Genomic DNA, 18,973 nt, shown 5'->3' with positions numbered 1-18,973 from the left:
GGCATCGCTTTTCGCAGGGCTTCAGATCATCGGATTTCTCCCATGCCTGCCTGCTAGCTACGAGGCGGCTTGACCCTTACCTCGACCGGACTTCCACCGGCTAGTTATGCCTAGCTTCGCTAGGCGCGCATCGATCATGAGAAGCGCTATTTCGAAGAAACTCGTAAAAATCATCACGATTTTGGGCACATTTCGAAAAATAAGGCGCTCAGTGATCGTTAAGGGGCCCAACCCCGCTCATTTTCACGAAATAGCGTCTCTCATGCGCGATTCCGCCCATTTTTCGGCCGACCGCCGAAAAACTCGCCGTCGAGAGTCACGCTGCGGCTGCTATTCTGTGCCTTTATGAATGACATCGTATATGTGTGTCCATGTTTCCTTCTGAAACACGTCATACGGATCGCCTTTGCCAACGAGGCCGTACCCGACCATAGCACCGGCAGCGAGGCTCGCCGCCATCAGGATGATGACGAGGATGAGGCGCAGCCAGATCGGAATGAGCCGGACGCGGAAACGGTGTTTCTCCTGTTTCCGGTTTTTCTTTGCTTTCCGCCGCTCTTCGCGGCTTGTCGCCTGTTCCTCGTTTTCGTGCGCTTCGGTTTGCTCCCGTTCCTTATCTTTCTTCTTAAACATAGTCATTCCCCGTTCATTCGAGTTCGCGCGGTCAGCGAATGTTGTTGATCACGCCGGCTGACTCGTCGGCGATCGTGACGGCCCGCGCGTTGAACTGATAGGCTCGCTGCGCATTCAACAACCTTGTCATCGCCGTCGCCAAGTCGACGTTCGACGACTCCAAAGCCCCTTGGCGCACTTGCGCGTCTTGTTGCGGCACCGCCTGCATTACGTCATTCTCATTCAAGTTCAATCCTTGCAAATCGCCGAACGCATACGCGTTCCCGCCGACCGACTCAAGCAGCTGCGGCCGCAAAATGTTCACGAGGTCGAGCCGTCCCGCCTCGACGGCCGAACCGTCGCGCATTTTCACGCGGATCGTTCCGTTTTCGGCAACTTCAATCTTGTCGTAGCCGGCCGGAATTTGGATCGGACCGTTCGTTCCGATCACAAAGTAACCGTTTTTCGTTACGAGATTCAACCGATCAGCATTGCCCGCGTCCGGCTGCAAGTAAAGAGCTCCATCTCGCGTAAACATCCGGGTCGTATCCCCGTTGGCGTCCATCGAATCAATTTGTAAAAATTGATTCGGGTCCAAGAGCGCGAAGTCAAGCGCGCGTCCGGTTTCCTGGATCGCGCCGAGCTTCAAGTTGACGTTCGTCTCCGCCAAAGCCCCGCCGCTGCCAAGGCGAATGCCGCCCGGCGTCAGCCGGTTATCCGCGTTTGACTCCTCCGGAATCGGCAAGTTGTTCACTTGCTGGTACAGCAAGTCGGAAAATTCGACTTGCCGCCTTTTGTAGCCGTATGTATTTAGATTCGCGAGATTGTGTCCGATCGTATCGATCTGTTTCTGCAGCTGCCCCATCGTGACCGCCGCATTGATCGCTCCCTGGTTCATCGGATGGCCTCCTAATTGAGCGAGCCGACTTTGTTAACGGCCAGCCCCATCGTCTTGTCATACGCCTTCAACACTTGCTGATTCGCCTGCAAATTCCGAAACGCCTCCATCAGCTCAACCATCGCCTTCTGCACGTCGACATTCGACGTTTCCAGAAACCCTTGCTTCAGCTGATAGCGGATCTCGCCGTTCCCGACGACTGACGGCAGCGCCTGCCCGCTCGCGTTCCGATACAGCCCGTTTCCTTCCTTCACGAGCCCGTACGCATCGGCCGCGTAGGCGACTTGCAACCGTCCAACGACGCGGCCGTTATCGACCACCGTGCCGTCGCTGTCAATTTTAAATTGCCCGTCATTGACCGTGATCGTGTTTCCGTCCGTGCCGAGCACAAAATCGCCGTGATTGTCCACGATGCGCCCAAGCCCGTCAACCGAGAAGTTTCCGTTTCGCGTATAACGCGGCTCGCCTTCGGCATTGCGCACCGCAAAGAACAACGCGCCCGCCTCATCCGGAACTTGCCCTTGCAACAAGGCGACATCCGTCGCATTTCCGGTGTCCTTCAAGTCCCCTTGCCGGAACAACGGGATCGTCTCCTGCACGTACACACCTGTCGCCACCGAACCGATCGGCGTCCTGCCTGGCAGCGCATCGCCGCCCATCCGCTCGATCAACATTTGCGGAAACGCACGAATGGCCGCCCGGTCCGCCTTAAATCCCGGCGTATTGACGTTCGCAAGATTGTTCGTTAACATTTCTTCGCGCCTCATTTGCGTCAGCATGCCGCTCGCCGCTGCGTAAAATCCACGAAACATGAAACCCCTCCTTACACCATTTGCTTCCGCGGAAGCTTGTCCAACTGCTCGAGCATAATGCCCGTCCCTTTCACGACTGCTTTCATCGGCTCTTCGGCGATCAACACCGGAACCCTCAATTGCTCGGAAAGCAATTGGTCGATGCCGTGCAGCAACGCGCCGCCGCCCGTCAAGATGATGCCGCGGTCGATGATGTCCGCGGACAGTTCCGGCGGTGTCCGCTCCAACACGTTTCTTGCCGCCGTCGTGATCGTATCCATCGGCTCTTCCAACGCAGCCTGAATCTCGCTCGAGCGAACCGTTACCGTCCGCGGCAGCCCGGTCACAAGATCGCGCCCGCGAATGTCGATCTCCTCGTTGCGCGAACCCGGAAACACGGTCGCCACGTTCATTTTTATATCTTCGGCCGTTCTCTCGCCGATCATCAACTTGTACTCGCGCTTGATGTACTGCAAGATTTCCGCGTCGAACTTGTCCCCCGCCATCTTAATCGAAGAGGCGGTGACGATGTCGCCCATCGATAACACCGCAACATCGGTCGTTCCACCGCCAATGTCAATCACCATGTTGCCGCTCGGCTGGAAAATGTCCATCCCTGCGCCGACCGCCGCCACCTTCGGCTCCTCTTCCAAGTATATCTTCTTGCCGCCGCTTTTTTCCGCGGCTTCCCTGATCGCTTTCTGTTCTACGGACGTAATGTTCGTCGGTGTACAAATGAGAATGCGCGGCTTTCCGAAAAACCCTTTCACTTTTATCTCATTAATGAAGTGTTTGAGCATCACTTCCGTAATCTCGAAATCCGCGATCACCCCGTCTTTCAAGGGCCGAGTGGCCACGATATTTCCCGGCGTCCGGCCGACCATCTTCCGCGCGCCTTCGCCGACCGCCAGCGCTTTGCCGGTCTTCGTGTCCATCGCCACCACAGACGGTTCATCCAACACGATCCCTTTGCCCTTGACGTAAATCAAAACATTCGCCGTCCCGAGATCGATCCCGATATCCTTTGAAAACATGTTATCCTCCCTGCCTGCGCCATTCGAGCATATTCGTCATAAATTTCCCTTAATCTTCAGTGTATCATAAAAAGTGGCAGCAGGCAGATTTTTTTATAAAAGTTACTTCACCACCGCTTTCTTGGAATCGGAATCCTTCCGGTATTTCACGCGCGTCGCCTCACCGCCGCGAAGATGGCGGATCGACTTGTGAAAATCAAGCACCTCCTTCACCTGAACGTACAGCTCCGGATTGATCACCGGCAGCCGTTCCGTCAAATCCTTGTGTACCGTGCTTTTGGAAACCCCAAACTCCTTGGCAATGACCCGCACCGTCTTTTTCGTCTCCACGATATGTCTTCCGATCTTGATGGTTCGCTCTTTGATGTAATCGTGCACACCACTCGCCTCCCTAAATTGGATGTGAAAGGTGTGAAATGAGACTTTATGTGTACAGGCTGCGAAGTACCGATGCAGGTAAACCCAACAGTGACATCCACTTCGAAGCTCCCACGTTCTCACCTCAACCCCTCAAATGCAGGTTTGTAACATTTTATTAAAGCGGCGATGGTTATATACCAAAAAGTCAAGTGGGACAAGGGATTTCTTGAAGATCCGGACAAGAAAAAACCGGCGCGCCACACACCGGTGTGCGAATCATATGAAAAATTGGCCGGGATGTTCGCGGCGGGTGAGGTGGGATCTCGCGGGGTGGGATCAATCGGACATTTTCGGTTGACCGAAAATCTCATGTTATATGAAAATCGTGCATCAGATGCGCTATTTGCCTGATATGCCCGCTTTTTCAGATGGAATCGTGCACCAGATGCGCTATTCCCAAAAACCAACCGGAAATCCATCCGATTTCCGGGGGTTCTCGGAAAATAGCGTTCTGGATGAGCGATAATCTTTGGAAATCGCGAATTTGATCCATATAGCGTCTCTCATGAGCGATTCCGTCCCGAAACATTAAATCGGACATTTTCGGTTTACCGAAAATCTCATGTTATATTAAAAATCGTGCATCAGATTCGCTATTTTCCCAATATGCCCGGTTTTCAGATGGAATCGTGCATGTGATGCGCTATTTCCAAAAACCAACCGGAAATCCATCCGATTTCCGGGGGTTCTCTGAAAATAGCGTTCTGGATGAGCGATAATCTTTGGAAATCGCGAATTTGATCCAAATAGCGTCTCTCATGAGCGATTCCGTCCCGAAACATTATATCGGACATTTTCGGTTGACCGAAAATCTCATGTTTTATATAAAACGTGCATCAGATTCGCGAACCCTCCCCCGTCCATTCGATTCTTCAACGAATGAACGGGGACCGTTCTTCATGCAACCTAGAAAGATTTCTTCAAAGCGTTCGCCGAACGGCATTATGAAGCGCTTTTGGTGTTTGTTTATATTTATGAAACATGGTAAACTTTGAAACAATAATGAGCGCTAACAGCTCCTTACCATATATACAGGTTAGGAAAGGGAGAGAATAAAAAAGTGAAAACGATAGATCCTCAAAGTTTTGTTCCGTTATACCATCAACTGAAAGAGCTTCTGAAAGAAAAAATTGAATCGGGAGAATGGTCTGCAGGCTATAAGATCCCGTCGGAAAACGAGCTGAGACAAGAGTTTCAGATTAGCCGAAATACAGTAAAAAAGGCAATTGAGGATCTCGTTCAAGACGGTTTATTGAATCGAATTCAAGGAAAGGGAACTTTCGTTTCAAAACCTAAATTGGAACAATCGCTCACCGCTTTTTACAGCTTCAGCAAAGTTTTGCAGGATAAAGGAATGAATCCGAAAGATCGGATCATTAGCATTAAAGAACGGATGCCTACAGCAAGTGTGGCCAAACAGTTGAACCTTCAAGAGAAACAAAAGGTGATTGAATTGCGCAGATTGCGCTGCGCCAATGATGAGCCAATGATTTTAGAAACATCATTTATACCGAAATCCATCGTGACTTCCCTGTCTGAAGACGATCTGAAAAAACAGTCCCTTTATGACATCATGGAGATGAAGTTCGGTGTCGTGGTGATGAAAGCAAAGGAAATATTTGAACCTGTCCTTATTCGTGATTATGAAAGTTATTATTTGGAGGTAAAAGAAGGCAGCCCCGCTCTTCTCTTGGATCGAATTGCTTATAACTCTGAAGGTATTCCCGTTGAATTTTGTCGTTCAATCGTCCGCGGTGATCGCTGTCGTTTTTATACCGAGTTGATTTAATTTTTACACATAGGGTTGACCCATCAACCCTATGATGGTATAGTTACTTTACTGCGCAGACAATTGAAAGAGAAATTTTTCGGTTGGAAGGTTAAGAATTTTCGATTTTTTGCATTTTTGAAAGGGGAGAGAAAATGACATCTAGTTATACTTACGAAGAAATTTACAGACAGCCGGGCACTTGGAAGACTACGGTGAACACTGTTAAAGCATCCAAGGAAAAGGTCCTCGAAATTTTTCAGAGGGAAAGCCCAGACGAAGTCATTTTCATTGGATGCGGAACTTCTTATTACATCTCCATAGCGGCCGCATTAAATTTCGCCGAAGTTACGGGAATCATGGCAAGAGCAGTGCCAGCGTCGGAAATTTTTCTCAAACCGGATTCAGTCATCGATAAAAATAAAAAGTCAATCATTATCGGACTGTCCCGGTCTGGAAATACGACCGAGGTGGTTCGTGCCATCGAATTTGTACAAAAGCAAAAGCTTGCTGAATGCATTTCAATCACGAGTGATCCGAAAAGCGACATGGCCATACAACCGGGCAGCCATAAAATATTGCTCCCGCATGTCCAAGAAAAAAGCATCGTGATGACGAGCACTTTTACAAATTTACTGCTTGCATCACAGGTCATAGCCGGGGTTGTGTCGAACAACGAATCCTTTCTTAAAGAATTGGACCAGTTATCTTCTTTGGGCGATAAAGTCTTCAAAAAGGCGGAATCCTTAGGAAAACGGCTCGGTGAAGATTTACGTTACGATCACTTTATTTATTTAGGATTAGGTTCGTACTTCGGATTGGCTTGTGAAGGCATGTTGAAAATGAAAGAGATGACCCAATCCTTTTCCGAATCGTTCAATCCCCTTGAGTTTCGCCACGGACCGATATCAGTTCTTAATGAAAAGTGCTGTGTCGTTCTATTAAACCAACTCAATATTCAATCATATGAGCAGGACGTTATTACGGAAGTGAGTCCCTCAACTGGTGCAACCGTAGTCGTCGGGGAGAATTTGGAGTCATTTGCAGGCAGTCACTTACTTGAACTTGAGAGCGGATTAACGGATCAGGCGCGTCTCATCTTATATTTGCCGTTTCTTCAACTGTTGGCTTACTACAGAACCATCAAAATGGGGTTGAATCCGGATAAACCGAGAAACCTAAATCAAGTCGTTGTTTTGAAAGACGAGTAGGAGGAAGATATGACGCTTGTATCTTCAAAAGAGATGATGATCAATGCATACCAAAATCATTACGCGGTTCCCGCCTTTGCCACTCATAACCTCGAAATCATGAAAGCCGTGGTAGAAGCCGCAGAAGAACTGAGCAGTCCGATTATTTTTCAAACCACACCCGGAACGATTAAATATGTTGGAGTCGAGTATATGGCTGCGATGGCGAGAGTGGCTGCAGAAAAATCGACGATCCCCATCGCTCTGCATTTAGATCACGGCGATTGTTTTGAAACTGTCATTAAATGTTTACGTGCTGGTTACACCTCGATCATGTTCGACGGATCAAGGCTTTCCTTTAGCGAAAATATTGCTCTCGTACAAAAAGTCGTGGAGGTTTGCCACCCGGTTGACGTTCCGGTCGAGGCAGAGCTGGGAACAATTGGAGGCGTTGAAGAAGATTTGGAAATCGTTGAAGCCGAAGCACGATATACGAGTCCTCAACAAGCAGAAACATTCGTGAAACAAACCAAGATCGATTCGTTCGCACCAGCATTTGGCACCGCGCATGGCGTATACAAAGATGACCCGAAACTTGATTTCAATCGATTGCAAGAAATTTCAACTCGAGTTTGCCTTCCGATCGTCATGCATGGTGCTTCAGGTGTTTCGTCAACAAGCGTTCGAGAAGCATTGAAGTTTGGCGTAAGTAAAGTCAATATTTCAACAGATTTAAAGAACACATTTATCGAAGAACTGCGTCAATATCTTAAGCAACATCCAAAGGAATCCGATCCAAGAAAATATTTTCTCACAGCTAGACAAGTAGTGAAAGATGTTGCAAAGCAAATCATTTTGAATGTCAAATCGGATCAAAAGGCATAGGGAGAGAAGTCATCTCCCGCCGAAAAATTGCAAACGCTTGCAGATACGCTTCAAAAAGGAGGATATAATGAAGAAAATCATGGGTTGTAAAAAATGGTTGATGATTGGCATGGTTCTCGTCTTAAGTATTGTCACTTTCGGCTGTTCAGGACAAGGAAACAGCGAAGGATCAGCCGGAGACGGCAACGGTCAAAAAGATTTAAAAGGCACGGAAATTAAGGCTTTGCTGCCGCCTTGGTCGAAAATCCCGCAAAGCATGCTGGATGAATTCAAGAAAGAATCCGGCATAACCGTCCACATTGAAACGCTCGGCTGGGACGACATTCATGATAAAATCGTCACCTCTGCAGCTGCCGGAGTTGCCCCCGCAGACATCACCGAATTTGACTGGTCTTGGGTCGGGCAATTTGGGGCATCGAATTGGTACGAACCTTTAAACCAATACTTTGATCAAAAGTTGATTGACGACATCCCGACGATGGATATTTTCAAATACAATGATCACTATTTGGCGATGCCCTACTTTAACGATTTTCGTGTCACATATATTAACGAGAAATATTTTAAAGCTGCAGGCATTACCGAAATGCCGCAAACTCCTCAACAGTTGATTGAAGATGCTAAAAAAATCAAGAGCAAAGGTATCGTCGATTATCCTCTCGGTTTGCCTCTGTCTGCTACGGAAGGAGCTGCTACACCGTGGTATTTGATGACAAAAGCATATGGCGGAGAACTTTTCGATAAGGATTGGAACCCTTTATTTACTTCTAAGAATTCGGCTGGATACAAAGCGATGCAGTTTATCATCGAAAGCATGAAAGAAGATCATATTATTGATCCTGCTGCTGTCAGCTTGAAAGACGTCGATGTCATCGATCAATTTAAGTCCGGAAAATCTGCCATTGATTTGTCGGGATGGTCTGGAAATTACGCCGTCTATAAAGATTCAGAAAAATCAAAAGTGAGCGATAGCGTTCAGATGATTCCTGTTCCCGGTAAAGATGGGGAAAGCCGGACATTCGGATTGGTTGGGGCCTTCGGAATTCCTAAGGCTTCGAAACATAAAGAGGCTTCAGTAGCATTCATCAAATGGTTAAATCAACCTGAAAATGTTAAAAAATTATATAAGGATCTCGGCTTACTGCCCAATCGTAAAAGCGTTCTCGAATCAATGAATGAAGCCGGAGAATTGCCTGGTGGCGATACAATACTCAAAGTCCTCCCAACAGTTGAACCTTTATTCCCCCAAGGCACACCACCTTGGTACCCTGAATTCAGCACAACAGTCGCTACTACGATTAATCAAATGGCGAAAGGTTCACTGTCGCTCGACGAAGGCATCCAAAAAATTGGCGATAAAGCAAAAGAAATCACTCAGAAGTAATATCTAGGACGGGCTGTAAAGTAATTTTACAGCCCCTCTCTTTAAGGGAGGAAAGACATGCAGGTGAGAAAGAAAATATTTCCGTACTTATTAATTTTTCCTCTAGCTTTTGTCATGATCAGCTTAGTTTTTTATCCGGGTTTCGTTACATTGATCGACAGTTTCAAGTCATTAAATTTAACAAAGCCGGCAGACGTGAAGTTTGTGGGCTTAAGCAACTATATCAATTTATTACAGGATCCCGTTGTATTGCGGGCGGCTGGAAACACAGCTTTGTACTATATTTTGGCGATTGTCGGGGAATTTCTCGGAGGTCTGTTCATCGCCCTGACGTTGAGAAACAAATTCAGGGGAAGAGGAATTGTGCTTGCATTGGTGATTCTTCCATGGGCATTGCCCCCTGTGGTAAATGGTGTGATTTGGAAATGGATTTACGATCCTTCCTATGGTGTTTTAAACGATCTTTTGCTTCACGCAGGTCTCATTGATTCGTATCAAGTCTTGTTGGGTCAACCTGGTCTTGCGATTTTTCTCGTGGCGATCGTTCATATTTGGAAAATGATTCCGATCGTTGCCGTCATTTTATTGGCAGCACTCACCACCATTCCTGACGACATTTATGAAGCCGCAGAAATTGACGGAGCAAATCGGTGGCAACGCTTCCAGAGAATTACGTTGCCTATGTTGAAACCGGCAATCGCCATAGCATTAACGCAAATGACATTTATGGCCGTAAATTTGTTTGATGAAATATTTGTTCTTACAGGGACGGCCTTGGATACTCGATCGATTTTAATCCAAACCTACCTAATTGCTTTTCGTCAGTTGGACCTAGGATTGGGCATGGCACTTTCCTTGCTTATTACCATAGCTACTTTGGCCATTAGCGTGCTTTATATTTGGTTATTGAGGGAAAGAAGGGCGAAAACATGAAAAAACTAAAAACGGGAATATCCGTCGTTTTTATTTTATTTTGGACATTGGCCCCCATATATTGGGCACTCCGTACAAGCCTGTTATCCAATAAAGCTTTAACGACCTTGCCGCCAAAGTATTTGCCTATTCCGTTAAGTTTGCAACACTACCAACAACTTTTAGGCTTCGATAAACAGTCGTCGTTATGGGTTCAGTTCAAAGGGGCAATGGTCAACACATCAATTAGTTGTCTTGGTTCTACCGTCGTCGTGGTGATCGTTTCAATTTTAGCTGGATATGCTTTTGCGAGAATACCCTTCAAAGGGCGAAACATCATTTTTAGTATGATTTTAATCACCATGGCCTTGCCAGCCTATGCAGTCATGATTCCGTTGTATAAAGTCATGATAAGTATTGGCTTGATCGATACGCAAGTGGGCATTACGTTAATCTACGTTTCCGCTTTTGCACCGTTAGCCGTATGGTTAATGAGAAGTTATTTTGCAACGATCCCGAAAGAGTTGGAAGAAGCCGCTACGGTTGACGGTGCGACAAAACTCAGGGCTTTATGGACGATTTTGCCTATTGCTCTACCTGGTGTGGTCGCCGTTGCGATTTTGACCTTCTTAAATGCATGGAGCCAATTCTTGATTCCACTGGTGTTTGCTCCTTCGGAAACAAAACCTTTAACGGTACTGATCACCGAATTTGTTGGCCGAACATCGATTAATTACGGATTAATGACCGCCGCTGGTGTGATCACGATGATCCCACCGATTTTGATCGTTATTTTTCTCAACAAATATTTAGTTTCCGGCTTAACGACTGCCGCTGTTAAACAATAATGAAACATCGTTGATCGAGGAGGTTGTTTTTTTATGAACCCTGTTGGTATTATTGGGAATTATAACGTGGATACGGTCATTGGAAAAGTGAAAGAAGCCCCTCACTGGGATGCCGAAATCGAGGCCGAAAGCTTTGAAACGAGAGTCGCCGGAACGGCAGGTTACATGGCAATTGCCTTGCATGCCCTTGGCGTGAAGGCCAACATCATTTCAAGCATCGGAAACGATGATCAAGGGAAGTTTCTCATTCGTGAATTAGAAACAAGGGGACTTGCAACGGAAGGTATTGTATGTGTGGAAAACACCATAACGCCTAACGGCTTCGTTATCGTACATGAAAATGGCTCAAGGGCGATAGTTTCTGTTTCCGGGGCTCATGATGCGTTCGGTTTGTCTATTTATCATGCCAAAAAAGAACTTCTCGATGTCTGTGATGACGTTGTGATTTGTGGGACGTATTTGCTGCCGAAATTTTCACCAATCGAGGCTGTCGTAGTCGCGAAAGAACAACAATCGCTTGGAAAACGCGTCTACTTTGATCCAAGCTGGGATCCATCTGGATGGACTGAGAAAAGAAAATCGCAGACCTTTCATCTGCTTCAATTTGTCGATGTCTTCATGCCGAATGAAACAGAAATTTGTCATTTGACGAATACATCGGAATGGCAAAAAGGACTGGATATCGTTAAAAAGTATTGTGGGGAAGTTGTGGTGAAACTTGGCGCAAATGGCGCTGCTGTTATGAAGGACGGTGAACTCATTCAAGTCCCCCCAAGTCACGAAACAGACGTCGTCGATACTACTGGAGCAGGAGATATCTTTGATATGGGATATTTATTCGCAAGAAGACAAGAGAAGCCTTTGTCAAATTGCCTCCGTTTCGCTAACGAAGTGAGCGCAACAGTGATTTCTTCGCACAATAGGAAGGAAGGCTTCAGACAACTCACCAAATTGAAAATCAACAATTAAATCGGCTTTGGTTGTGTACGTCATTTCGACAGAAAAGTGGGGAAACCTTTTGATAACGACAGTCACCTTAAATCTCGCCATCGATAAAACTTACTATATGGCGTCATTTGAAAAAAACAGAGTCAATCGCGTAAATCAAATGCACATCGAACCTGGCGGAAAGGGAATCAACGTCGCAAAGGTATTGAAAACCTTAAACATCCCCGTTACAGTGACGGGGTTCGCTGGGGGTTACAACGGAGCATTTTTATCTGAAAGTATGGATTTATTACAAATTGAACATGAATTTGTCCACGTCTCCGGTGAATCACGAATTTGTTTGAACGTGATTGACAAACAAAAAAACGAGTCTACAGAAATTCTCGAAAAAGGGCCATGGATTAATCACGAGCAATGGAACCAGTTGAAGAAAACGCTTGATGCTCTAGCTTCAAAGAGTGAGTACATCGTCTTGTCAGGGAGCTTGCCGCAGGGTTTGACGAACCGATCTTATGCCGAACTTGTCAAAGTCATTCATGCACAAGGGGCAAAAGCAGTTGTTGATACTAGTGGAGCACCATTTAAAGAAGTTTTGATGGCTGAACCTTTCCTCATAAAACCGAATCAAGAAGAATTGGCCCAAATTGTCGGTGTCGATCAAATTTCGGAAGACGAAGTGGTTCACACTCTAAATAAATGGAGAAAATTCAAGATTCCGATTATGATCGTTACATTAGGTAAAGACGGAGCAATCGTATCTGCAAACGACAAATTTTATCGAGTAATCCCCCCTCCCATTAATGTGGTGAACAGTGTAGGTTCAGGAGATTCATTCGCGGCTGGATTCATTGCCGGACTTTACAGCGGGAATAAAATCAAACATTGCTTATGCATGGCAGCGGCAGCAGGGGCAGCAAATGCACTAACAAAAAAGGCAGGCTCAATCGCATTGGAGGAATTTGAACGTCTCAAAACATCTGTAAAAGTGTTCGAACTTTCCTAGCACCAATCGAACATTTTCGGTTTACCGAAAATCTCATGTTATATGAAAATCGTGCATCAGATGCGCTATTTGCCTGATATGCCCGCTTTTTCAGATGGAATCGTGCACCAGATGCGCTATTCCCAAAAACCAACCGGAAATCCATCCGATTTTCGGGGGTTCTCTGAAAATAGCGTTCTGGATGAGCGATAATCGTTGGAAATCGCGAATTTGATCCAAATAGCGTCTCTCATGAGCGATTCCAGCAGTTCGACCAAACGGACATTTTCGGTTTACCGAAAATCTCATGTTATATGAAAAACGTGCATCAGATGCGCTATTTGCCTAATATGCCCGCTTTTTCAGATGGAATCGTGCATACGATGCGCTATTCCCAAAAACCAACCGGGAATCCATCCGATTTCCGGGGGTTCTGGGAAAATAGCGTTCTGGATGAGCGATAATTTTGGGAAATCGCGAATTTGATCCAAATAGCGTCTCTCATGAGCGATTCCAGCAATTCGCCCTATCGGAAATTTTCACCTGTATGAGCTAAATCCACATTAAGCCGCCAAGAAGATCGCGCCGTAGCCTAGCGCGCCGGCGATCACGATCGCCGGGTGGACTTTCAGCTTCTCAAGAAAGAAAAAGCTCGCAGCCGTGAGGATGAGCGTTTGCAGCCAACCAGCGCCGTGGTACGATTCCACGAAAAATTGGAAGGCAATGACACCGAGCAAGACCGCAATCGCCGGTCGGATGAAATTTGTCATTTGTTTCACCTTCGGCGAGTCTTTGAAACGGTACAGCATCCCCAGCAAAAAGATCATTAGAATGAGCGACGGTGCGACGGTGGCGAAGACACCGACGACCGCACCGAGGATGCCGCCTTGTTGATAGCCGATGTAGCCGGCAAGCTTCGTGGCAATCGGACCGGGTAAAGCGTTGCCGATGGCCAGTACCTCGGCAAACTTCTCGGCGTCCATCCAGCCGTAATGGTCGATGACTTGGTCCTCGACGAGCGGAATCGAAGCAGGACCGCCTCCGTAGCCGAGAACGCCGGGAATGAAGAAGGCGACGAAGATTTTCCAATAAATCATCATACCGACTCCTCCCTTTCCGCGCCAACGGCATCGGCATTGTCCTTGCGTACCGGCTTAAGCAAGCCGATCAGCAGCAAGGCTAAAATCAAGATGGCCGGGCTCGGAAGGACTTTGATCAACACGAAGCTGCCTGCGACGAACATTAAACTCTTCCATAAACCAAGCCCTTCTTTCGATCTGCGAAAAAAACTCCAGGTGAGCACGGCGAGCATGACGCCGACGACCGGCATGACGGCATCTGTCATGCCTTGCACCCAGGGTTTGTCTTTCACGGCTGCGAGCGATGATAACAAAACTACCATGATGAAGATCGATGGCAAGATCGTGGCCAGCACCGCATTGATCATTCCTGTAACACCTGCGACGCGGTGGCCGATATAGCCGGCCATTTTTGTGGCAATCGGCCCGGGAAGCGTATTGGCAAGCGCCAACAAGTCGTTGAAATCCCGGTCATCGAGCCATTTATAATTTTCGACGACTTCTTTATGGACAAGCGGTATCGATGCCGGCCCGCCTCCATAACCGAAAATGCCGACGCGAAAAAATGCGAAAAACAATTGCCTTTGCTGCTTCAAATGAACCATTCCCTCGCTATGATAAATTGCTTATGGTACAACGATGATCCCTCTTAAATCCATTATGGCGATTACGCGAGGTGGCACGCCGTAAAATGACCCTCCGCGACTTCTCTGAATGCTGGAACGTCCGTCTTGCACTTCTCAACCGCCAATGGGCAGCGCGTATGAAAACGACAGCCGCTCGGCACGTTCAACGGACTCGGGACGTCCCCTTTTAAAATAATCCTTTCTCTTTTCTGATCGGTTCCGACGCTCGGGATCGCCGAAAGAAGGGCTTGCGTATATGGATGCTGCGGTTGCTTGTACAAATCATTTTTATCGGCCAATTCCACGATCTGACCAAGGTACATGACGGCAACGCGGTCGCTGATATGCTTGACAACCGACAAGTCATGGGAAATGAACAAGTACGTCAACTGATAGTCACGTTTCAACCGTTGCAGCAAATTAAGCACCTGTGCCTGAACGGATACGTCGAGTGCGGAAACCGCCTCATCGCAGACAATCAGTTTCGGTTTCACGGCGAGCGCACGTGCAATGCTGATTCTTTGCCGTTGACCGCCGCTGAATTCATGTGGATAGCGCCAATAATGTTCGGCCCGCAAGCCCACGTCTTCGAGCAACCGGTGGATGTAAGGCACAGTGTCTTTTTTCGGGACAATTTGATGGGTATGAATGATTTCGCCAAGCATCGCCCCGACCGTCATTCGCGGGTTCAATGAGCCGTAAGGATCTTGAAAAATCATTTGCATTTCCTTGCGCAGCGAACGCATTTTCTTCTTGCCGAGCCGGTTGATGTTTTGTCCGTCGAAGATCGTCTCGCCTGACGTCGGCTCTTGCAAGCGCAGAAGCGTGCGGCCCATCGTCGATTTCCCGCAGCCGGATTCACCAACGACACCGAGTGTCTCCCCTGTATAAATGAAGAAAGACAGGTCGTCAACGGCTTTTATGGCTTTTTGTTTCGATTGCAGCATTCCGCCGCCGCTCGTGAAATATTTTTTCAACCCGTGAACTTCAAGCATTTTTTCCCGCGGCTTTTGTTTCACCTCGATCATTTTCGTTTCCCTCCTTTTCCCAACGTTCGGTGTACATCCAACAACTGACAAGGTGATCGGACTCTCCGTATAATCCCGGTGCTTCACTGTGGCAAATATTCTTGGCAAACGGACAGCGCGTCGCGAACCTGCAGCCGGCCGGCATATTTTCCGGCGTCGGTACGGTTCCTTCGATAATTGCAAGCGCTTCTTGCTCTTCATCGAGCTTCGGAATGGCTTCGATCAGCCCTTGCGTGTATGGATGCCGCGGATAGTCAAACAGTTTATCCACTTCGCTGTATTCAACGACTTTCCCCGCGTACATGACAAGCACGCGGTCTGCCATTTCAGAAACGACACCGAGATCATGCGTTATCATGATAATTGACATCCCAAGCCGGTCTTTCAAGTCGTTCATGAGCTCAAGGATTTGTGCTTGAATCGTCACGTCGAGCGCCGTTGTCGGTTCATCTGCGATCAACAGCTTCGGATTGCAGGCCAGCGCCATCGCAATCATCACCCGCTGGCGCATCCCCCCGCTCAACTGGTGCGGATAATCGCGTACGCGCTTCTCCGGTGAAGGAATCCCGACAAGCTTCAACATTTCGATCGCTTGCCGCATCGCTTCCCGCTTCCCTTTTTTCTGATGAAGCTGAACAACTTCGGCGATTTGGCGGCCGACCGTATGCACCGGATTCAACGACGTCATCGGCTCTTGAAAGATAATCGAAATGTCATTGCCGCGAATGCGGCTCATTTCCTTCATACGCTTGCCAACGAGATTTTCCCCTTCAAATAAAATCTCCCCAGACGCCACTTCCCCATTTTTCGGAAGCAATCCCATGACCGCAAGCGACGTAATGCTTTTCCCGCATCCAGATTCGCCTACGATGCATAGCGTTTCGCCTTTTTTCACCGAAAACGAAACGTCCTGCAAAATCGACACTGAGCGTTTCCGATCCCGGAACCGAACGTTCAACGCTTTCACTTCCAGTTGATTCTCGTTCATCCGGCATCACCCCCTGCCTTTCGCTTCGCTCTTCGCGGCGCTTTCGCCATATACGGAAACAAGTCAGTCTGACACACTTCATACACGCGCTTCAGCTCATCGACCGGAGCCGCGTGCTCATCCACCCGAATATCCACGAGCGGATATTCTTCCTCGTGCACGACATACAGCGCTGCCGACTGCTTCCCTCGCTTGTCTCCCCCCGCACGCTGGCCGCAGGCCAGCGCATCCAGCAGCCGCTCGGCGAGCGGCCGCTCGCCGCTGCCCGCGAAGCTCTCGGCCATCGCCTCGATCGTCTCCGCGCCGACGAGCATGTTCCCGGCGACGACAAAGCCGTCGCCGGCCTTATGCCCGGCCCACGGCACCGTGTCGCCGCCGGTGTAGCCGGCCGTTCGGCCGGCGGCGTCGACGATCGCGAATTGGCGCCGCTCCACATGCTCCGGGTCGTCTTCGCCAAGCAGCCTTTCCTTCACTTCCGCGGCCGAAAGGCCGGCGGATAAATGACGCATGCCGTCAATGCCGACGAACGGATTGACGAGCGCTTGCGTTGCAATTGCACCGACCCCCGCTTTCGCGTAAGGCACCAACCCGCCGACGGCCGGCCGGGCGGTGCTGACCGCGACGCCGAACATGCCGGTATGGCGGCATTTCGCCGTTATCGAAAAAGTATTGAGCGTTAGTCCGTTCATTTACGTTGCCCCTTTATTTCGTTTTCGGATCGAGCATGTCCCGGATCCCGTCACCGAATAAATTGATCGACATGACGGCGAGGAAAATGAACAACCCCGGGAAGATGACGATCCACGGTGCTTGTTGCAAATAGCCTTGACCGTCGGCAAGCATCGCGCCCCAGCTCGGGGTCGGCGGCTGTGTGCCGAGACCGAGGAAGCTTAGCGAAGCTTCGGCGAGAATCGCCCCGGCGACGTTCAACGTCGCTTGAACGAGTATTGGTCCGAATGCGTTCGGAAAGATGTGAAACATCATGATGCGCCAATCTTTAATGCCGGAAGACTTGGCGGCGGCGACGTATTCGCTTTCGCGTTTGGCGAGCACCTCGCCTCTCATCAAGCGAATGTAGTTCGGTGTGAAGACGAGGCCGATCGCAATCATTGCGTTTTCCAAGCCGGCACCGAGCACGGCGGCGAGCGTCAAGGCGAGGACAAGCGGCGGGAAAGCGAGCATCGCGTCGGTGAATCGCATGATGAGCAGCTCGTCCCACAAGCCGCGGTAATAGCCGGAAAACAAGCCGATCGGCAGCCCGATGGCGAGCGCAATGCCGACGGAAATGAGGCCGGCTTTCAAGGAAACTTGCGCACCGTGCATGACGCGGGTAAGAATGTCGCGGCCTAAGCCGTCGGTACCGAACCAATGCTCGGCACTCGGCGGCTGCAAAACAACCGAATAGTTTTGCAATGTCGGATCATACGGCGACAATACGCCGGCAAAGAGTGCCATGATGATTAACAGCAGCATGAAAAAGCCGCCGGCGACAGCTAATTTATTGAGCCAAAGCCGCTGCCACATTTCGCGCAGCCGGCGGATCTTTGGATTTTTTTTCACGACGGGCGCTGGCCCCGCCACTGGTTTCGCATTCTCCATCATTTACTCCCCCCGCTCAACTTAATACGCGGATCGATGATTGAATAGACGATATCGATTAGGAAATTCGTCACGACAACGGCAAAAGCCATGAACAGCACGACGCCTTGAACGACCGGATAGTCTCTCGATAAGATCGAGTCATATATAAGGCGTCCGAGGCCGGGAACGGCAAAAATCGTTTCGACAATCACCGCACCGCCGAAAAATGTCGTCAGCTGTAGTCCGCTAACAGTGATGACCGGAATAAGAGCGTTTTTCAAGGCGTGTCCAAAAACCACCGAGCGTTCGAGCAATCCTTTCGCGTAACCGGTTCGTATAAAATCAGATTCAAGCACCTCAAGCAGACTGGAACGAATCATTCGCATCAATTCTGCGGCCAACCGTGATCCGAGCGTCACTGCAGGAAGAAGCATGAGAAGCAGGTTTCTCCAAACGTCTTCGCTGAACGGCACGTATCCGGACGGGGCAAACCAGTCTAGTTGGACGGCAAACGCGTAAATCAATAAAATGCCGAGCCAAAAAGAAGGCAGCGATACACCGGAGAGTGCAAAGAAGGTACCGGAATAATCAAGAAGGGTTCCTTTTCGGACCGCACTCAAAATGCCGATCGGCAAAGCGATGAGAATGGCAATGATAAATGAAATAATCGTGAGTTCGAGAGTGACAGGGATCTTGTTCAACAAAATTTCAAGTACCGGTGTGTGGTCTTGAATTGAATGACCGAGGTCGCCTTGCAGCACTCCGGTCGCCCAATGGAGATATTGAATGTAAATCGGATCATTCAGCCCCATTTGTTCACGCAATGCGGCCAATGCTTCTGGTGTCGCTTCTTGACCGAGCATAATCAGCGCAGGATCACCGGGCAGCAGACTAATGAGCGAAAACACGATGATGCTGACGAGAAACAGCACGATTAGCATCAGACCAAACCGGCGAAGCAAAAAGAAGGTCATGCCTCCAACTCCTTTCAAAAAAAGG

At 48.7% G+C, this 18,973-nt stretch carries 20 protein-coding genes; 8 read left to right on the top strand and 12 right to left on the bottom strand.

The window, feature by feature from the left end; translation table 11 throughout:
• Positions 1-330 precede the first annotated feature (330 nt).
• The 5 genes from VFK44_01595 to spoIIID all read right to left on the bottom strand — a co-directional run bounded on the left by VFK44_01595 (position 331) and on the right by spoIIID (position 3,713).
• Positions 331-633, bottom strand: coding sequence for a DNA-directed RNA polymerase subunit beta (locus VFK44_01595; protein ID HET7627057.1), 303 nt, complete (start codon positions 631-633; stop codon positions 331-333).
• Between the two features lie 31 nt (positions 634-664).
• Positions 665-1,510 (bottom strand): flagellar hook-basal body protein, encoded by an 846-nt coding sequence (locus VFK44_01590; protein ID HET7627056.1) that lies wholly within the window; start codon positions 1,508-1,510, stop codon positions 665-667.
• 11 nt (positions 1,511-1,521) lie between these two features.
• Positions 1,522-2,322 (bottom strand): flagellar hook-basal body protein, encoded by an 801-nt coding sequence (locus VFK44_01585; GenBank protein ID HET7627055.1) that lies wholly within the window; start codon positions 2,320-2,322, stop codon positions 1,522-1,524.
• Between the two features lie 11 nt (positions 2,323-2,333).
• Positions 2,334-3,335 (bottom strand): rod shape-determining protein, encoded by a 1,002-nt coding sequence (locus VFK44_01580; protein HET7627054.1) that lies wholly within the window; start codon positions 3,333-3,335, stop codon positions 2,334-2,336.
• Positions 3,336-3,437: 102 nt separating this feature from the next.
• Complete coding sequence (gene spoIIID / locus VFK44_01575) at positions 3,438-3,713, bottom strand: sporulation transcriptional regulator SpoIIID (GenBank protein ID HET7627053.1); 276 nt, start codon at positions 3,711-3,713, stop codon at positions 3,438-3,440.
• A 1,102-nt stretch (positions 3,714-4,815) separates the two neighbouring features.
• Here spoIIID and VFK44_01570 point away from each other — a divergent pair.
• The 8 genes from VFK44_01570 (at position 4,816) to pfkB (ending at position 12,693) form a co-directional block, all read left to right on the top strand.
• Positions 4,816-5,544: a GntR family transcriptional regulator gene (locus VFK44_01570; GenBank protein ID HET7627052.1), complete on the top strand. Its 729-nt coding sequence runs from the start codon at positions 4,816-4,818 to the stop codon at positions 5,542-5,544.
• 134 nt (positions 5,545-5,678) lie between these two features.
• On the top strand, positions 5,679-6,734 hold the full coding sequence (locus tag VFK44_01565) for an SIS domain-containing protein (GenBank protein HET7627051.1): 1,056 nt from the start codon (positions 5,679-5,681) through the stop codon (positions 6,732-6,734).
• A 9-nt stretch (positions 6,735-6,743) separates the two neighbouring features.
• Positions 6,744-7,598 (top strand): class II fructose-bisphosphate aldolase, encoded by an 855-nt coding sequence (locus tag VFK44_01560; GenBank protein HET7627050.1) that lies wholly within the window; start codon positions 6,744-6,746, stop codon positions 7,596-7,598.
• A gap of 67 nt (positions 7,599-7,665) precedes the next feature.
• Positions 7,666-8,982, top strand: coding sequence for a sugar ABC transporter substrate-binding protein (locus VFK44_01555; protein ID HET7627049.1), 1,317 nt, complete (start codon positions 7,666-7,668; stop codon positions 8,980-8,982).
• A 57-nt stretch (positions 8,983-9,039) separates the two neighbouring features.
• Positions 9,040-9,915 carry a sugar ABC transporter permease gene (locus VFK44_01550; protein HET7627048.1) on the top strand — a complete coding sequence of 292 codons (876 nt, stop codon included), beginning with the start codon at positions 9,040-9,042 and terminating at the stop codon, positions 9,913-9,915.
• The gene (locus VFK44_01545) at positions 9,912-10,742 is read left to right on the top strand and encodes a carbohydrate ABC transporter permease (protein HET7627047.1); all 831 of its coding nucleotides are present in this window, start codon (positions 9,912-9,914) and stop codon (positions 10,740-10,742) included. Before VFK44_01550 ends, VFK44_01545 begins: the two co-directional genes overlap by 4 nt.
• 33 nt (positions 10,743-10,775) lie before the next feature.
• Positions 10,776-11,711: a carbohydrate kinase family protein gene (locus VFK44_01540; protein ID HET7627046.1), complete on the top strand. Its 936-nt coding sequence runs from the start codon at positions 10,776-10,778 to the stop codon at positions 11,709-11,711.
• A 49-nt stretch (positions 11,712-11,760) separates the two neighbouring features.
• Positions 11,761-12,693: a 1-phosphofructokinase gene (pfkB, locus tag VFK44_01535; protein HET7627045.1), complete on the top strand. Its 933-nt coding sequence runs from the start codon at positions 11,761-11,763 to the stop codon at positions 12,691-12,693.
• Positions 12,694-13,235: 542 nt separating this feature from the next.
• Here pfkB and VFK44_01530 read toward each other — a convergent pair.
• The 7 genes from VFK44_01530 to nikB all read right to left on the bottom strand — a co-directional run bounded on the left by VFK44_01530 (position 13,236) and on the right by nikB (position 18,948).
• Positions 13,236-13,769 (bottom strand): chromate transporter, encoded by a 534-nt coding sequence (locus VFK44_01530; GenBank protein HET7627044.1) that lies wholly within the window; start codon positions 13,767-13,769, stop codon positions 13,236-13,238.
• Positions 13,769-14,347 carry a chromate transporter gene (locus VFK44_01525; GenBank protein ID HET7627043.1) on the bottom strand — a complete coding sequence of 193 codons (579 nt, stop codon included), beginning with the start codon at positions 14,345-14,347 and terminating at the stop codon, positions 13,769-13,771. The genes VFK44_01530 and VFK44_01525 overlap by 1 nt, the downstream gene beginning before the upstream one ends.
• A 71-nt stretch (positions 14,348-14,418) precedes the next feature.
• Positions 14,419-15,405, bottom strand: a complete 987-nt coding sequence (locus tag VFK44_01520; GenBank protein HET7627042.1) for a dipeptide ABC transporter ATP-binding protein — start codon at positions 15,403-15,405, stop codon at positions 14,419-14,421.
• Complete coding sequence (locus VFK44_01515; GenBank protein ID HET7627041.1) at positions 15,365-16,393, bottom strand: ABC transporter ATP-binding protein; 1,029 nt, start codon at positions 16,391-16,393, stop codon at positions 15,365-15,367. The genes VFK44_01520 and VFK44_01515 overlap by 41 nt, the downstream gene beginning before the upstream one ends.
• Positions 16,390-17,082, bottom strand: coding sequence for a DUF1028 domain-containing protein (locus VFK44_01510; protein HET7627040.1), 693 nt, complete (start codon positions 17,080-17,082; stop codon positions 16,390-16,392). Before VFK44_01510 ends, VFK44_01515 begins: the two co-directional genes overlap by 4 nt.
• Before the next feature lie 13 nt (positions 17,083-17,095).
• Complete coding sequence (locus tag VFK44_01505; GenBank protein HET7627039.1) at positions 17,096-17,992, bottom strand: ABC transporter permease; 897 nt, start codon at positions 17,990-17,992, stop codon at positions 17,096-17,098.
• Positions 17,992-18,948: a nickel ABC transporter permease gene (nikB, locus tag VFK44_01500; GenBank protein ID HET7627038.1), complete on the bottom strand. Its 957-nt coding sequence runs from the start codon at positions 18,946-18,948 to the stop codon at positions 17,992-17,994. Before nikB ends, VFK44_01505 begins: the two co-directional genes overlap by 1 nt.
• Positions 18,949-18,973: the final 25 nt, after the last annotated feature.

The sequence above is a fragment of the Bacillales bacterium genome, from assembly GCA_035700025.1.
In the GTDB taxonomy this organism is placed as follows: domain Bacteria; phylum Bacillota; class Bacilli; order Bacillales; family DASSOY01; genus DASSOY01.
The sequence above is the reverse complement of the archived record's forward strand: the minus strand, read 5'-3'. Positions and strand labels throughout refer to the sequence as shown.